Source organism: Phytohabitans maris (assembly GCF_031085175.1).
GTDB classification, from domain to species: Bacteria; Actinomycetota; Actinomycetes; order Mycobacteriales; family Micromonosporaceae; genus Phytohabitans; species Phytohabitans maris.
Genome location: NZ_JAVHUY010000006.1, coordinates 72,990 through 85,213, shown reverse-complemented (window position 1 = coordinate 85,213; position 12,224 = coordinate 72,990). Strand labels below are relative to the sequence as shown.

Annotated in this window: 13 protein-coding genes; 2 read left to right on the top strand and 11 right to left on the bottom strand. The window is 75.0% G+C overall.

Annotation, left to right across the window (positions count from 1 at the left end):
• Nucleotides 1–50: 50 nt before the first annotated feature.
• The 9 genes from RB614_RS07935 to RB614_RS07895 all read right to left on the bottom strand — a co-directional run bounded on the left by RB614_RS07935 (nt 51) and on the right by RB614_RS07895 (nt 7,789).
• On the bottom strand, nt 51–452 hold the full coding sequence (locus tag RB614_RS07935) for a hypothetical protein (protein WP_308711728.1): 402 nt from the start codon (nt 450–452) through the stop codon (nt 51–53).
• Nucleotide 453: 1 nt separating this feature from the next.
• Nucleotides 454–1,692, bottom strand: a complete 1,239-nt coding sequence (locus RB614_RS07930; RefSeq protein WP_308711727.1) for a phosphotransferase — start codon at nt 1,690–1,692, stop codon at nt 454–456.
• Between the two features lie 56 nt (nt 1,693–1,748).
• Nucleotides 1,749–2,411 (bottom strand): response regulator transcription factor, encoded by a 663-nt coding sequence (locus RB614_RS07925; RefSeq protein WP_308711726.1) that lies wholly within the window; start codon nt 2,409–2,411, stop codon nt 1,749–1,751.
• Nucleotides 2,408–3,844 carry a sensor histidine kinase gene (locus RB614_RS07920; RefSeq protein ID WP_308711725.1) on the bottom strand — a complete coding sequence of 479 codons (1,437 nt, stop codon included), beginning with the start codon at nt 3,842–3,844 and terminating at the stop codon, nt 2,408–2,410. The genes RB614_RS07925 and RB614_RS07920 overlap by 4 nt, the downstream gene beginning before the upstream one ends.
• A complete protein-coding gene (locus RB614_RS07915) occupies nt 3,816–4,181 on the bottom strand; it encodes a hypothetical protein (protein WP_308711724.1) in 366 nt (121 codons plus the stop codon). Before RB614_RS07915 ends, RB614_RS07920 begins: the two co-directional genes overlap by 29 nt.
• 127 nt (nt 4,182–4,308) lie before the next feature.
• Nucleotides 4,309–4,782: a histidine kinase dimerization/phospho-acceptor domain-containing protein gene (locus RB614_RS07910; RefSeq protein ID WP_308711723.1), complete on the bottom strand. Its 474-nt coding sequence runs from the start codon at nt 4,780–4,782 to the stop codon at nt 4,309–4,311.
• A gap of 36 nt (nt 4,783–4,818) precedes the next feature.
• Nucleotides 4,819–6,075, bottom strand: coding sequence for a glycosyltransferase family 2 protein (locus RB614_RS07905; RefSeq protein WP_308711722.1), 1,257 nt, complete (start codon nt 6,073–6,075; stop codon nt 4,819–4,821).
• A complete protein-coding gene (locus RB614_RS07900) occupies nt 6,072–6,887 on the bottom strand; it encodes an ATP-grasp domain-containing protein (RefSeq protein ID WP_308711721.1) in 816 nt (271 codons plus the stop codon). The genes RB614_RS07905 and RB614_RS07900 overlap by 4 nt, the downstream gene beginning before the upstream one ends.
• The gene (locus RB614_RS07895) at nt 6,887–7,789 is read right to left on the bottom strand and encodes a PIG-L deacetylase family protein (RefSeq protein WP_308711720.1); all 903 of its coding nucleotides are present in this window, start codon (nt 7,787–7,789) and stop codon (nt 6,887–6,889) included. Before RB614_RS07895 ends, RB614_RS07900 begins: the two co-directional genes overlap by 1 nt.
• A 343-nt stretch (nt 7,790–8,132) precedes the next feature.
• Here RB614_RS07895 and RB614_RS07890 point away from each other — a divergent pair, with 343 nt between their 5' ends.
• Nucleotides 8,133–9,272: a pectate lyase family protein gene (locus RB614_RS07890; RefSeq protein WP_308711719.1), complete on the top strand. Its 1,140-nt coding sequence runs from the start codon at nt 8,133–8,135 to the stop codon at nt 9,270–9,272.
• Between the two features lie 54 nt (nt 9,273–9,326).
• Here the strand turns inward: RB614_RS07890 and RB614_RS07885 are convergent, their stop codons facing one another.
• A complete protein-coding gene (locus RB614_RS07885) occupies nt 9,327–10,337 on the bottom strand; it encodes a glutathione S-transferase family protein (RefSeq protein ID WP_308711718.1) in 1,011 nt (336 codons plus the stop codon).
• Nucleotides 10,338–10,490: 153 nt separating this feature from the next.
• Between RB614_RS07885 and RB614_RS07880 the strand changes: the two genes are divergently transcribed.
• Nucleotides 10,491–11,126 (top strand): hypothetical protein, encoded by a 636-nt coding sequence (locus RB614_RS07880; RefSeq protein WP_308711717.1) that lies wholly within the window; start codon nt 10,491–10,493, stop codon nt 11,124–11,126.
• A 64-nt stretch (nt 11,127–11,190) separates the two neighbouring features.
• Here RB614_RS07880 and RB614_RS07875 read toward each other — a convergent pair whose 3' ends face one another.
• Nucleotides 11,191–12,219, bottom strand: coding sequence for an ArsR/SmtB family transcription factor (locus RB614_RS07875; protein ID WP_308711716.1), 1,029 nt, complete (start codon nt 12,217–12,219; stop codon nt 11,191–11,193).
• Nucleotides 12,220–12,224: the final 5 nt, after the last annotated feature.

The following is a 12,224-nucleotide window of genomic DNA, read 5'->3' as shown; positions in this document are numbered from 1 at the left end:
TGGCGGCGGAGGGCGGGGAAGCCGGCGAGCGCGGCGAGCGCGGGGTGCTGTCAGTCGCCGGAGTCGGCGGAGCCGCCGGAGTCACCCGAGCCGGCGGAGTCGCCGGCGGGCTTGGCCTTCGCCGGCTTGCGGGGCGGGGCGGGCGAGTCGTTCGCCGACTCGGCGGCGCTGTCGGCGGACTCCGGCGACGGGTCCGTCCACTTCGGATCGCCGGGGCTGTCGCCGGCCGAGCCGGCCGAGTCGAACGGGGACTCGCCCGCGCTGTCGGCCGACTCCGCCGAGTCGTCCGCGCCAGCGGTACCCGCGTCCAGGTTACCGCCGATCTCGATCGGCTGCACCTTGTCGTTGAGCTGGATGCCGTCGCTGGCCGTGGCCGCACCCGCGACGCCGGCCAGGATGGCGGCGGCGCCGGCTCCCGCGACGGCGACCCGCCAGGGTCGTGATAGCCGCATGTCACTCCTCCTTCTGCGTGTGGGTTTCAGCCTGTGCGGGCGCGGTGAGACGGGCATGGCGGCGGGATGAGGAGCCTTTCATGGTCCGCGCGCTCGCCACCCACCGCTCGGCCAGGTCCAGGCGGCGCTGGGTGGCGGCCGGCCAGCCCGGCTCCTGCACGCGGTGCGGGCCGGTCGCCAGCGACAGCACCACCGCCGCGGTCCGGTAGCGCAGGTCCGCCGGGTCCACCGACCGCTCGAACGCGCCGAGGTAGCGGGCGCCGAGCCGGTTGATGGCTGTCGCTTGTGGACGGTAGAGGTCGGCCAGCACGGAGAGGTGGCCGAGCACGCAGGCGAGGTCGTCCAGGCGTTCCCCCGCGCCAGCGGTGTCGATGTCGAGCAGGCCGGTGACCCGGTCGCCGGCGACGAGGAGCTGCGCCTCGTAGAGGTCGCCGTGCACCGGCACCACCGCGCCCCGCCCGCCCTCGGCGCCGATCGCCGCGGCGAGCGCCGCCGCCCGCTCCCCCGCCGGGGGCAGCGCCGCGCCCACGACCGCGGCGTAGTGCGGCGCCTTCTCCGCCCAGGTGCGGCGCCGCCGGCCAGAAGCCAGCTCCGCCGGCAGGCGGTCCAGCAGCGCGAGTACGGCGGACGCCGGTGGCAGCACCGGAAAGCCGTGCCGCAGTGCCTGCCGCAGGGTACGGCCGGGGAGCGCCTGGAGCACCAGCAGCCCGTCCGGCGTGTGGCCGAGGCTGGGCGCGGCAGGCACGCCGGCGGCGACCAGCGTCCGGTGCCGCTCGTGCAGCCGGCGTACCCGGCCGGGGGGTACCACCTTAAGGAAGAGCCGGCCCCGCTCCCCCACCGCCTCGATGACCGCCCGGCGGCGCGGCCGGTACGCGCGCAGGGCCAGCCGCACCGGCCCGCCGCCCAGCCCGAAGCCGTCGAGCAGCGCCGCGACCGCGGTGCCGTCGGCGGCCGTGGCGAGCGCGGGCAGGTCCGGGTCGTACGGGTAGCGCCAGACGCCGACCCGCTCGGCGCCGTCGTCGAGCACGGTCACGCCGGCCGGGACCCGCCCCGTGCAGGCGGCCATCCGCTCGTGCGTGTCGCGCCCGTCCGGCCAGCGCACGCGCACCTCGTACGCGGCGGTGCAGCCCCGGCCGGGCTGGTGGTCGACCTGCCGGGCGCGCCAGGACAGCAGCCGCCCGGGGTGCAGGGCGACGCCGAGCAGGTCGCCCGCGTCGGGTCCGGTGAGCAGTCGGGTCATGCCACGACGATCGACCACCGTCGTGAGTGGACGGTGAACCGCGGGTGAGAGTCCGCTTAGGGTTCGCGCAGCCGGTAACCCACGCCGCGTACCGTGTGGATGAGCTCCTGGCCGAGCTTGCGGCGCAGGTATCCGATGTAGACGTCCACGACGTTGGAGCTGGGGTCGTGCGCGAGGCCCCATACCCGGTCGAGCAGCTGCTCGCGGCTGAGCACCTGGCCGGGGTGGCGCATCAGCGTCTCGGCGAGCAGAAACTCACGGGCGGTCAGCTCGACCGGCTGCCCGTCGACGGTGACGGTGCGCCGCACCAGGTCCATCACGACCGCGCCGGCGCGCAGCGTGGTCGGGGTGTCCCGGCCCCGGTCGCGGAGCCGGGCCCGCAGCCGGGCGAGCAGCTCCTCGAAGCTGAACGGCTTGGTCATGTAGTCGTCGGCGCCCTGGTCCAGCCCGGTGACCCGGTCCGGCACCGCGTCCCGGGCGGTCAGCACGATCACCGGCAGGCGCTCGCCCCGGGCCCGGATCTGGGCCAGCACCGAGAGCCCGTCCTGGCCGGGCAGCCCCAGGTCGAGGATGAGCGCGTCGAAGTCGGCGCCGCGCGCGTACGCGGCCGCGTCGACGCCGGTCTCGACGACCGTGGTGACGTACCCGGCGGCGCGCAGCCCCTTGGTCAGGAACGAGGCGATCCGCGGCTCGTCCTCGGCGATGAGGATCCGGTTCATCGCGGCGCGCCCGGCAGCACCAGCGTGAACGTCGCGCCCGCCCCCGGCACGCTGTCCACCGCGACCGCGCCCCGGTGGGCCTGGGCGATGGCGGCGACGATGGCCAGGCCGAGGCCGGTACCCTCGGCACGGGCCCGGCCGTCGCGGCCCCGGGCGAAGCGGGCGAAGATCCGCTCCCGCTCCTCCGGCTCGATGCCCGGGCCGGTGTCCCGTACCGCGAGCAGCACCCGGCCGTGCTCGGCGCGGGCGGAGAGCTCGATCCGGTCGCCGGCGGCGGTGAACTGGACGGCGTTCTGGGCAAGCTGCATCAGCGCCTGGGTGAGCCGCTGCCGGTCGGCCCAGACCGTCACCTCGGCCACCTCGCCGAGCCGCCAGTCGCGGTCGCCGAGCGCCACCGCCTTGGCGTACACCTCGTGTGTCATCGGTGCCACGTCGACCCGGTCGAGCTGCAGGAAGTCGGGCTGCTCGGCCCGGGCCAGCACGAGCAGGTCGTCGACCATCCGGTTCATCCGGTCGAGCTCGTCGGTGACCAGCGCGACGGTCTCGGCCCGCTCGGCCGGGTCGTCGCCCATCAGCTCCAGGTGGCCGCGGACGATCGTGATCGGGGTACGCAGCTCGTGGCCGGCGTCGGCGACGAACGCCTTCTGCGCGGCGAACGCCCCCTCCAGCCGGCCGAGCATCGCGTTGAACGTGCGGGCCAGGTCGGCGACCTCGTCGGTGGCGGTCACCTCGATCCGCCGGGACAGGTCGGTCTCCTCGATGACCCGGGCGGTCTCGGTGACCTGGCGCAGCGGGCGCAGGGCCCGGCCCATCGCGAGGTACCCGCCGGCGGCCACGACCACGAGTACGAGCAGGCAGGCGAGCGCCATGATCTGCACGGCGCGGTCGATCTCGGCGCGCCGCTCGGCGCCGAACTCGGCGACCACCACGTGCCCGCGTACCGCGCCGTCGATGACGACCGGCACGGCCAGCCACCGCCCGGCGCCGGCCGCCCCGCCGTCGACCTCCCCGTACGCGCTGTCGCGCAGCGCGGTCCAGCGGGCCACGAGCGCGGCGTCGGCGGCCAGGTCGTACGGCGGGTCGCCGGTGGAGCGGTAGAACGCGCCGTCGACGAAGACCAGCACCGCCTCGCCCGGCTGCGGCTCGTTGCGCAGCAGGTACGTGTCGGCGATCGCCCGCAGGTCGGTGCCGAACGGCTGCCCCGTGGTGGGGTTGCGCCCGTCGACCAGGCGGCGGAACTCGGTCACCTCCTGCCGCATGTCCGCGGTGATCCGGTTCTCCAGCTGGTTGAGCAGCACCTGCCGGATCACGACGACCGAGGCGAGGCTGGCGATGCAGAGCAGCACGAGCGCCCAGCCGAGCAGGCGCAGCCGCAGCCCGAGGGGCGGCCGCCAGCGGCTCCGCTCAGTCGTCGTCCCCGTCGTCGCCCCCATCGTCGTCCCCGCCGCCACCGTCGTCGGAGTCGTCGTCTGCGGGACGGGCAGGGGCATCGTCATCGTCGGGTCCGGACCCGCCTCCGGCGGCGGGTGGCCGGGCGGGCCGGTCGTCGGCATCGTCATCGTCGTCGTCTCCGCTGGCGGGCCTGGGTACGGTGCCCGCACTGGGCGGTGCCGTCTCATTCTGCCCTGGCTGAACCTCGTGAGCGGCCGGCACGGTGATCTCGATGGCCGGCACCCGGTCGGGCGGGAGCAGCGCCGGCAGGCCGACGCCGGTCAGCAGCGTGGCCAGCGCCACCAGCCCGATCCCGGTGGCCCACTGCTGAGCGCTCATGCCCGTCCTCGCTTCGCCGCGGGCGGGCATGAGGCACCAACAGCGCTGTGCCCGATGATTCGCTCGCTCATCCCCCGATCCTGGCCGAGAAGCGTGATCACCCGATGAGGCGCGGATGAGAGGGCTCTCATGTACGCAGCCGGTAGCCGAAGCCGCGCAGTGTCTCGATCACGTTCTCGAAGCCGCCCCGGCCGGGCAGCCCGATGTCCAGGATCAGCAGCAGGTGCAGGTCGCCGACGATCCGACCCATCCGCTCCAGCTCGTCGCAGACCAGCGCGACCGTACGCCGCCGCTCCTCGGTGTCGGTCACCGCGTGCCCCAGCAGCCCGAGGTTGCCCAGCGAGATGGTGAGCGGGCCGCGCAGCTCGTGGCTGGCGTCGACGATGAACTCCCGCTCCCGGCGGAAGACCGCCTCCAGCCGGTCCAGCATCGCGTTGAAGGTTCGGGCCATCTCGGCCGCCTCGTCCGCCGTGCTGTTGACCGTGAACGTCATCGCCCACACCGGCTGCACACCGATCACGGTGGCGGTCAGCGAGGCGGCGAGCACCAGCGCGATGACGGCGCGGCGCCGGGCCGGCCTTCTGCTCCTACCCTGGACCATGACTCCGGAGTCTGCGGAGGGTCCGTAAGCCGGGCCTCAGCGGTTGGTGAAGACATCTTTATGTGTCGGGTGGCCGTCACCCGTGCGGGTCTTCACACCCGTTCGGTCGAGCTTGTTCCACCTGGCCGGCGCACCCCGGGCCTCCTTCCAGAGGGCGGTGGCGGTGACCAGCGACATGAAGACGGAGAACGCGGCGACCAGCGGCAGCACGTAGAGGAAGCGCAGGTCCCGCCAGGCCCGGTCGAGGAAGACCGCGACCAGCACGTTGACCAGCGCGACGCCGAGGCCGAGCCAGACCGCGACGGCGGGCAGGCTGGCCGGTACCGGCGAGTGCCCGACCGCCACCAGGGCGAGCGCGGCGCCGAGGGCGACCAGCTGGAGGACCGGCGCGGCGAGCATCGTGACGAGGTTGTGCACCAGGTACGGGCCGAGCCGCCCGTGCCGCCGGCTGCCGACCAGGTGCCGGTGCAGGCGGGCGGTCTGCACGAGCCCGCGGGTCCAGCGGATCCGCTGCCGCCACAGCCCGGTGAGCGTGGCCGGCACCTCGGCGTACACGAGGGCCCCGGGCTGGAACGCGATGCGGTGGCCGGCGGCGCGGACCCGCCAGGTGAGCTCCAGGTCCTCGCCGAGCGAACCCTCCCGGAAGCCGCCGACCTCGTCGACCACCCGCCGCCGGAAGGCGCCGCAGTTGCCGGAGACCACGGTGAGGCAGCCGACCAGGGCGAGCGCGCGGCGGGCCAGCGCGGTGCCGTGGGTGAGCAGCGCGAGCAGGCGGGTCTGCGGGCGGTCGAGGTTGACCGGTTCGTCGTTGCCGCAGACGCCGCCGACCTCGGGGCCGCGGAAGCCGCGCAGCAGGTTGGTGATCGTGTCCCGGGTGAAGATCCCGTCCGCGTCGACGAAGCAGCAGATCTCCCCGCCCGCGTACCGCAGGCCGGCGTTGAGGGCGGCCGCCTTGCCGCCGTTCGCCTTGGTGATCACGGTGACGTCGGCGTAGTGGGTGAACGGCCGGAGCGCGGCGAGCGTACCGTCGGTCGAGCCGTCGTCCACGACGATGATCTCCTTGCGCGGATAGCGGTCGGCGACGATCGAGGCGACACAGGCGGCGATGACCCGCTCCTCGTTGTACGCCGGCACGATCACCGACACGCTCGGCAGCAGCGTCTCGAAGACCGGATCGTGGCGGCGGCGCAGCTCGGCGGCGAACGCGAGCGGGTAGTAGGCGAGCTCCAGCAGGCCGAGCACGACGAGGGGTACGCCGGCGACCAGCACCACGGCGTGCAGTGCGTCGATCATGGGCTGAGCAGCTGGTCGACGAGCTCCGGCGCGCTGCGCAGGTGGGCGCCGAAGCGGGCGTTGACCTCCAGCACCACCGGGGTACCGTCGGCGCGGCGCCGCACGTCCACGTCGACCGGCCCGGTCAGCCCGAGCGTGCCGACCGCGGCCCGCGCCACGGCGGCGACGTCCGGGTGCTCCTCCCGCACGACGGCGACCCCGTTGCCCACGTGCCCCTGCGCGAGCGCCGTCTTGCGCAGCACCACGGACACGGCGCCGTAGAGCTGGACGGCGTACTCGTCGCCGGGCACGTACTCCTGCAGCACGTGGTCGGTGGTCCGCGGCCCGCCCGGCTCGTGGTGCAGGCTCACCCCCCGGCCACCACGACCGTGGCGGGGCTTGCTGAGGTACGGCAGGCCGAGCACGCGGACCGGATCGGCCGTGCCGGCGACCACCGAACGGGGTACCGCGATCCCGGCGCGGGCGAGCACCTGGACGGTGCGCCACTTGTCGTCGGCGACCGCGACCGCCTCGGGCGTACCGACGGCGATCCGCGGCGGCGCGGCCCGGGCGGCGGCGAGCGCGGCCATCCGCGGCAGTTCCTCGGTGACGGTGGGCACCACGAGGTCGACCCGGTGGCGCGCGGCGAGGCGGAGGACCTCGGACTCGAACAGCGGCGCGCCGGCGGGCAGGATCCGCTCGATCGGTACGCCGGCGCGGGGCGGCAGCGGCAGCATGTCCGCGCCCACCGCCGGCACGCCCCGCTCGGCGAGCACCGCCAGCAGCGCCGTCCCCGCCGGCCCGCCCGCGCCGGTCACCAGTACCCGGGGCATCAGGACTCTTCCACGAGCGGCAGCCGTACCGGCTCGAAGCCCTCGGCCCGCCGCAGCCGGGCCTGGTTGCCGCGGAAGGCGGCGAGGCCGCGGACCCGGGCCTCCCGGGCGTACGGCTTGGCGCGCTGCCCCCGGTGCGCGGCGACCGCCCCGACCTTCGCCTCCAGGTGCTCGGCGATGTCCACGAAGACGCTCGGCCGGAAGTCCGCCGTCGCCGACGGGCTCTCGTAGCAGAGCAGCGCGGGGTGGCCGCGGCCGGCACGGAGCGTGGCGGCGTGCACGGCGCGATGGTCCTGGTGCTGGTCGTTGGCGGAGTGGGTGAAGACGATGTCGGGGCGGTACCGGCGGATCGCCTCCTCGATCGCGGCGGCCATCTCGTTCTCGTGGGCGGCCAGCCGGGTGTCCGGCAGGTCGAGCACCTCGACCCCGGTCACGCCGAGGAAGAGGCCGCCGGCCGTCGCCTCCCGGGCGCGGGTCGCCGGGTCGCCACCGGCACCGCCCCGGCTCATCACCAGCACGCGTACCTCGTGGCCGGAGTCGACCAGCCGCAGCAGCGTGCCGCCGCAGGCGAGTTCGACGTCGTCGGGGTGGGCACCGACCGCGAGCACCCGGCGCGGCAGCCGGGCCGGCGGGGCGGTGATCCGGAGGGCGGCGGCGAGCCCGGCCACCGTGGAGAGCGCGGCGAGGCTGGCGGCCAGCAGGAGTGCCGCGGCCGGGCCGGGCGTGCCGGCGGCGGCGTGGAGCGCGTTCGGCGGCACGAGCAGCGCCGCGGACGCGAGCGCCGCCGCCTGGATCAGCCGCGGGCGACGAAACCGCCGCCGCAGCGTGCGGGTCCCGCCCAGTGCGGCCGTCGCGGCGGCCAGGAGGGCGACGAGGAGGAGCGCGGACATCGGTACGGTCACGGGCTCAGCGTCGGCGGGCGGCATGAGGCCGGGCTGAGACTTCCGTGAGAGCGTCCTCACCAGCTCGCCGGGTGCGCCACCGGGGACCCGGCGGCCGCATGGGTCCGGGCGTCCACGACACGTCACCGCCGCGCCGCCGCCGGGCGGGCGACCTCGGGGTGGGCTTGGGTCGCGGAGCCGGCAGCGGAGGTCGCGGTTTCGGCGCGACCGGGGCACACCATGTCTGAAAGACGCCCGGGGCGCGGACTGCAACATTCCTGCACGTCGATTCGCTTGACCTTGGGAAAGGGCTTTCCTAACGTTGTTTCCACCAGGTTGAGTCCGCGAGACAGGAGGCGCGCCCATGCCCCACAAAGGACGGAGGGCGCTGCTCGCCGCGGCCCTCGGCAGCGCGGTTGTCGCCGCGCTCACCGTCGTCGGCGTGCCGTCGGCGCACGCCGCCACGCTCTTCAGCGCCGACTTCACCGGCGGCACCGGCGGCTGGACCCGTTCCGGCGGCAACTGGTCCGTGGTCACCGACGGCTCGGCCGCCTACCGCCACAACGGCTCCGCCAGTGCCACCCTCGACGGCGTGCTGGTCACCGACGCAGCCGGCCCCACGCCGGTGCCCGGCCAAGCGGACGGCCACGCGACCGGCACCACCGGCGGCGCGGGCGGCCCCACCGTCACCGTCACGAGCGCGGCGGAGCTGGCCGAGTACGCCGGCGCCAACACCCCGTACGTCATCCGGGTCGCCGGGCGGATCGCGGTCGACGACATGGTCACCGTGGTCGCGAACAAGAGCATCATCGGCGTCGGATCGACCGCCGAGATCGTCGGCGGCGGCTTCCAGCTGGGTACGACCACGCGCCCCGGCAACAACGTCATCGTCCGCAACATCACCTTCCGGGACGCCTCGGACGACTCGGTGAGCGTCCACAATGGATCGCATCACGTCTGGATCGACCACAACGAGTTCTACCCCGGCTTCGACGGCTCGGTCGACGTCAAGCGCAAGTCGACGGCGGTGACCGTGTCCTGGAACCGGTTCCACGCCACCGACAAGAGCATGCTGCTCGGGCACTCCGACTCGTACCCGGACGACATCGGCTACCTCAAGGTCACGTACCACCACAACTACTTCGACGGCTCCAACCAGCGCCACCCGCGGGTGCGCTTCGGCGAGCCGGTCCACGTGTACAACAACTACTACCGCGGCATCGGCCTCTACGGCGTCGCCTCCACCGAAAACGCGGGCGTGCTCGTCGAGGCCAACTACTTCGAGGACGTGGCGTATCCCTGCCACTCCGTGAGCGGGTACGCGGACTCGGCACCCGGCCGCCTCGCCGAGCGGGGCAACGCCTTCGTCCGATCCGGCACCTGCGAGAGCGGCGGCACCGTGGCCGACCCGCGCGCGTACTACTCCTACACGCCGGACAGCGCCGCCTCCGTACCCTCGCTGGTCACCACCGGCGCGGGCGTGGGACGCATCCCCGACGCCTGACCCCGGCGGCCGCCCCGGCCCGCGCTCTCCCACGGCGCGGGCCCGCGCGCGGTCTCAGCCGGCCAGCGGCGTGTGGTCCGGCGGCACCGCCTCGGCGTCGCTGACCGGGCCGGGCGCGGTGCCCGCGCCGAACGGCCGCCCGCCCAGCGCCTCCCGCCCGTGCGGGGCCAGCCAGCCGGACAGGTCGGGCCCGGCCGGCACGATGCCGGTCGGGTTGATGTCGCGGTGCACCTCGTAGTAGTGGCGCTTGATGTGGTCGAAGTCGACCGTGTCGCCGAAGCCGGGCGTCTGGAAGAGGTCGCGGGCGTACGCCCACAGCACCGGCATCTCGCTCAGCTTCTGCCGGTTGCACTTGAAGTGCCCGTGGTACACCGGGTCGAAGCGGACCAGCGTCGTGAAGAGCCGCACGTCCGCCTCGGTGATCGTGTCGCCGACCAGGTAGCGGCGGCCGGACAGGCGCTCCGACAGCCAGTCCAGCCGGGCGAAGAGCCGGTGGTACGCCTCCTCGTACGCCTCCTGGCCGCCGGCGAAGCCACACCGGTACACGCCGTCGTTGACGTCGCCGAAGACCGCGTCGTTGACCTGGTCGATCTCGCCGCGCAGCGCCTCGGGGTAGAGGTCGGGCGCGCCGGGGCGGTGGTAGGCCCGCCACTGTGTCGAGAGGTCCAGCGTCATCGGCGCGTAGTCGTTGGTCACCACCCGGCCGGTCCGCACGTCCACGATCGCCGGCACGGTGATGCCGCGGTCGTAGTCCGGGAAGCGGGCGAGGTACGCGTCGCGCAGCCGCTCGATGCCGAGCACCGGGTCGCGCCCACCCGGGTCCAGGTCGAACGTCCAGCTCCGCGCGTCGTGCGTCGGCCCGGCGACCGCCATCGACAGCACCGGCTCGAGGCCGAGCAGCCGCCGGACGATGACCACCCGGCTCGCCCACGGGCAGGCGCGGCTGACGACGAGCCGGTAGCGGCCCGGCTCCACCGGGTACCCGTCCCGCCCGTCGGCGGTGACGCGGGTGGCGATGTAACGCTGGTCGCGGGTGAACTCACCGGTGGAGCTGACGTAGGCCATGCCTCCATCCTGCCCAGCCGTCCCGCGCGCCGAAACGCGCCCGGGCGTTTCGGCGACGGCCGAAATGGTTGAGCCGGGCGGGCCGGGGCGCGCAGGGTGTCGGGCGAGAACCGGTCCACACGGGGGTGACCGGCTGTCATGTGGAGGTACCCGATGAAACGTCGCACCATGCTGGCCTACGCCGCGGGAATGACCGCGACGGCAGCCGTCGCCCTGCCCGGCCGCGCCGCGGCCGCGGCGACCGACCCGGCCGACCGGCGGGTACTGCTGGTCGGCGCCAACCCCGGCGTCAGCCTCGTGCGGGGCGAGGAGCTCAGCGCGTTCGCGTCGGTGTGGATCGTGCGGTGGTCGGAGCGCGGCAGTGGCCGCGCGGTCGTCGTGTGGCACGACGGCCGCGTCCAGGTGCTGGCGACGGACCGGGAACTCGGCTACTGGCTGTCGCAGTACTTCACCCGCAACTTCCCCGAGGTCGCGGGCGTCCCGTGGCCCGAGCCGGAGGTGCGGCGCGCGGACGTGGAGGTCACGCTCGACCTCGCCACCGGTCTCGACGCGCGGGCCCGGGACGTGCGGGTGCGGATGGGTGGCGTGCTGCACCGCCGCACGTTCAGCACGGACGACTTCGACCTGGCCGGTACCGCGCACTCGCTGAGCCTGGTGCTCGCGCCGATGCGCACCGCGGCGATCACGGTCGGCGGGCGGGCGCTCCCCGGCGAGGTACAACTCGGCGGCACACCCGAACGCCCCGGGTCGTCGGCCTTCCTGGCCGAGGCGGAGGTGTGGCGCGTCTGACCCCGGCGCTCACCGGTACGCGCCGGCCGCGTCCCGCCCGGGCGGGGGCCGGCCGCCGCCTCGCTCATGGCGAGGGCGGCCGAGTGCTCGAGGCCGGCCGAGTGGTGCGGTGCAGCAACTGGGCGCCGAGTGGGGTGAGCCAGTGGCGTACACCCCGACCGGCGCGGGTGGTCGCGACCAGACCGGCGGCGCGCAGCGCGGCAGCGTGCTCGGAGGCGGTGGCCGGGCTGGACCGTACCCGCCGGGCCAGCTCGACCGTGCCGCAGCCGGTGCCGACCGCGCGCAGCACGGCCGCCCGGGTGCCGCCGAGTAGCCGGGCGAGCGCGTCCTCCGGGGCCTCGCCGTCGCGGCTGGGCAGCGGTGTGCCGGTCGGGTAGAAGATCACGGTGGGCTGGCCCGGCCCGGCCACGACCCGCACCTCGTCGACCAGGAACGGCGACGGCACCAGCACGATGCCACCGCCGTCGGACCGGTGGGTGAACGAGAACGGCCGCCGTACCAGCAGCTCGTGACCGCGCAGCTCGACGGTGCGGTGCAGGCCGTGGAGGGCGGAGGCGAGGCCGGAGACGCCAAGCTCCGCCGAGCGGCGCGAGACGTCGGCCTCGCGGTCGGCGGCTATGTGTGCCGCCACCGGCGCGACGCCCGCCGCGTACACCTGGGCGGCCGCGGCGCGGAGGTCGGCCCGAGCGGCGCGGTCACCGCCGGCCAGCCGCCGCAGCCAGCCGGTCGGCGGCGTGACCAGGTCGGCGATCTCCTCCCGCATCACCTGCGCCGGAGCGGCCCGCACCAGGTCGAGCCCCGCGTCGAGGTCGGCGCAGATCGGCTGCACGAACGAGCAGGTCGGACCCGCCGGCGGGGTGAGCGCGAGCAGCGGGCCGGCCCGCTCACCGAGCGCCGGCCGGATGGCCGCGTGCCAGTGGACGAGCGGCGCGGCGGGTGGCCGGCGCAGCGCGCGGGCGGCCAGGCCCGTGTCGACCAGCGGCCCGGGCTCCGCCTCGAACCGCACTCTGGCGAGGTCACCCGGGGTCAGCACGATCCGCAACACGTACCCATCCTCGGTCAGGATGCGCGGGGGCGACACCCCGGCCGACACGCCCG

Excerpts from the sequence above, each read along its gene's own strand:
- RB614_RS07935 (WP_308711728.1), bottom strand. The coding sequence starts at position 452 with ATGCGGCTATCACGACCCTGGCGGGTCGCCGTCGCGGGAGCCGGCGCC.
- RB614_RS07930 (WP_308711727.1), bottom strand. The coding sequence starts at position 1,692 with ATGACCCGACTGCTCACCGGACCCGACGCGGGCGACCTGCTCGGCGTC.
- RB614_RS07925 (WP_308711726.1), bottom strand. The coding sequence starts at position 2,411 with ATGAACCGGATCCTCATCGCCGAGGACGAGCCGCGGATCGCCTCGTTC.
- RB614_RS07920 (WP_308711725.1), bottom strand. The coding sequence starts at position 3,844 with ATGGGGGCGACGACGGGGACGACGACTGAGCGGAGCCGCTGGCGGCCG.
- RB614_RS07915 (WP_308711724.1), bottom strand. The coding sequence starts at position 4,181 with ATGAGCGCTCAGCAGTGGGCCACCGGGATCGGGCTGGTGGCGCTGGCC.
- RB614_RS07910 (WP_308711723.1), bottom strand. The coding sequence starts at position 4,782 with ATGGTCCAGGGTAGGAGCAGAAGGCCGGCCCGGCGCCGCGCCGTCATC.
- RB614_RS07905 (WP_308711722.1), bottom strand. The coding sequence starts at position 6,075 with ATGATCGACGCACTGCACGCCGTGGTGCTGGTCGCCGGCGTACCCCTC.
- RB614_RS07900 (WP_308711721.1), bottom strand. The coding sequence starts at position 6,887 with ATGCCCCGGGTACTGGTGACCGGCGCGGGCGGGCCGGCGGGGACGGCG.
- RB614_RS07890 (WP_308711719.1), top strand. The coding sequence starts at position 8,133 with ATGCCCCACAAAGGACGGAGGGCGCTGCTCGCCGCGGCCCTCGGCAGC.
- RB614_RS07885 (WP_308711718.1), bottom strand. The coding sequence starts at position 10,337 with ATGGCCTACGTCAGCTCCACCGGTGAGTTCACCCGCGACCAGCGTTAC.
- RB614_RS07880 (WP_308711717.1), top strand. The coding sequence starts at position 10,491 with ATGAAACGTCGCACCATGCTGGCCTACGCCGCGGGAATGACCGCGACG.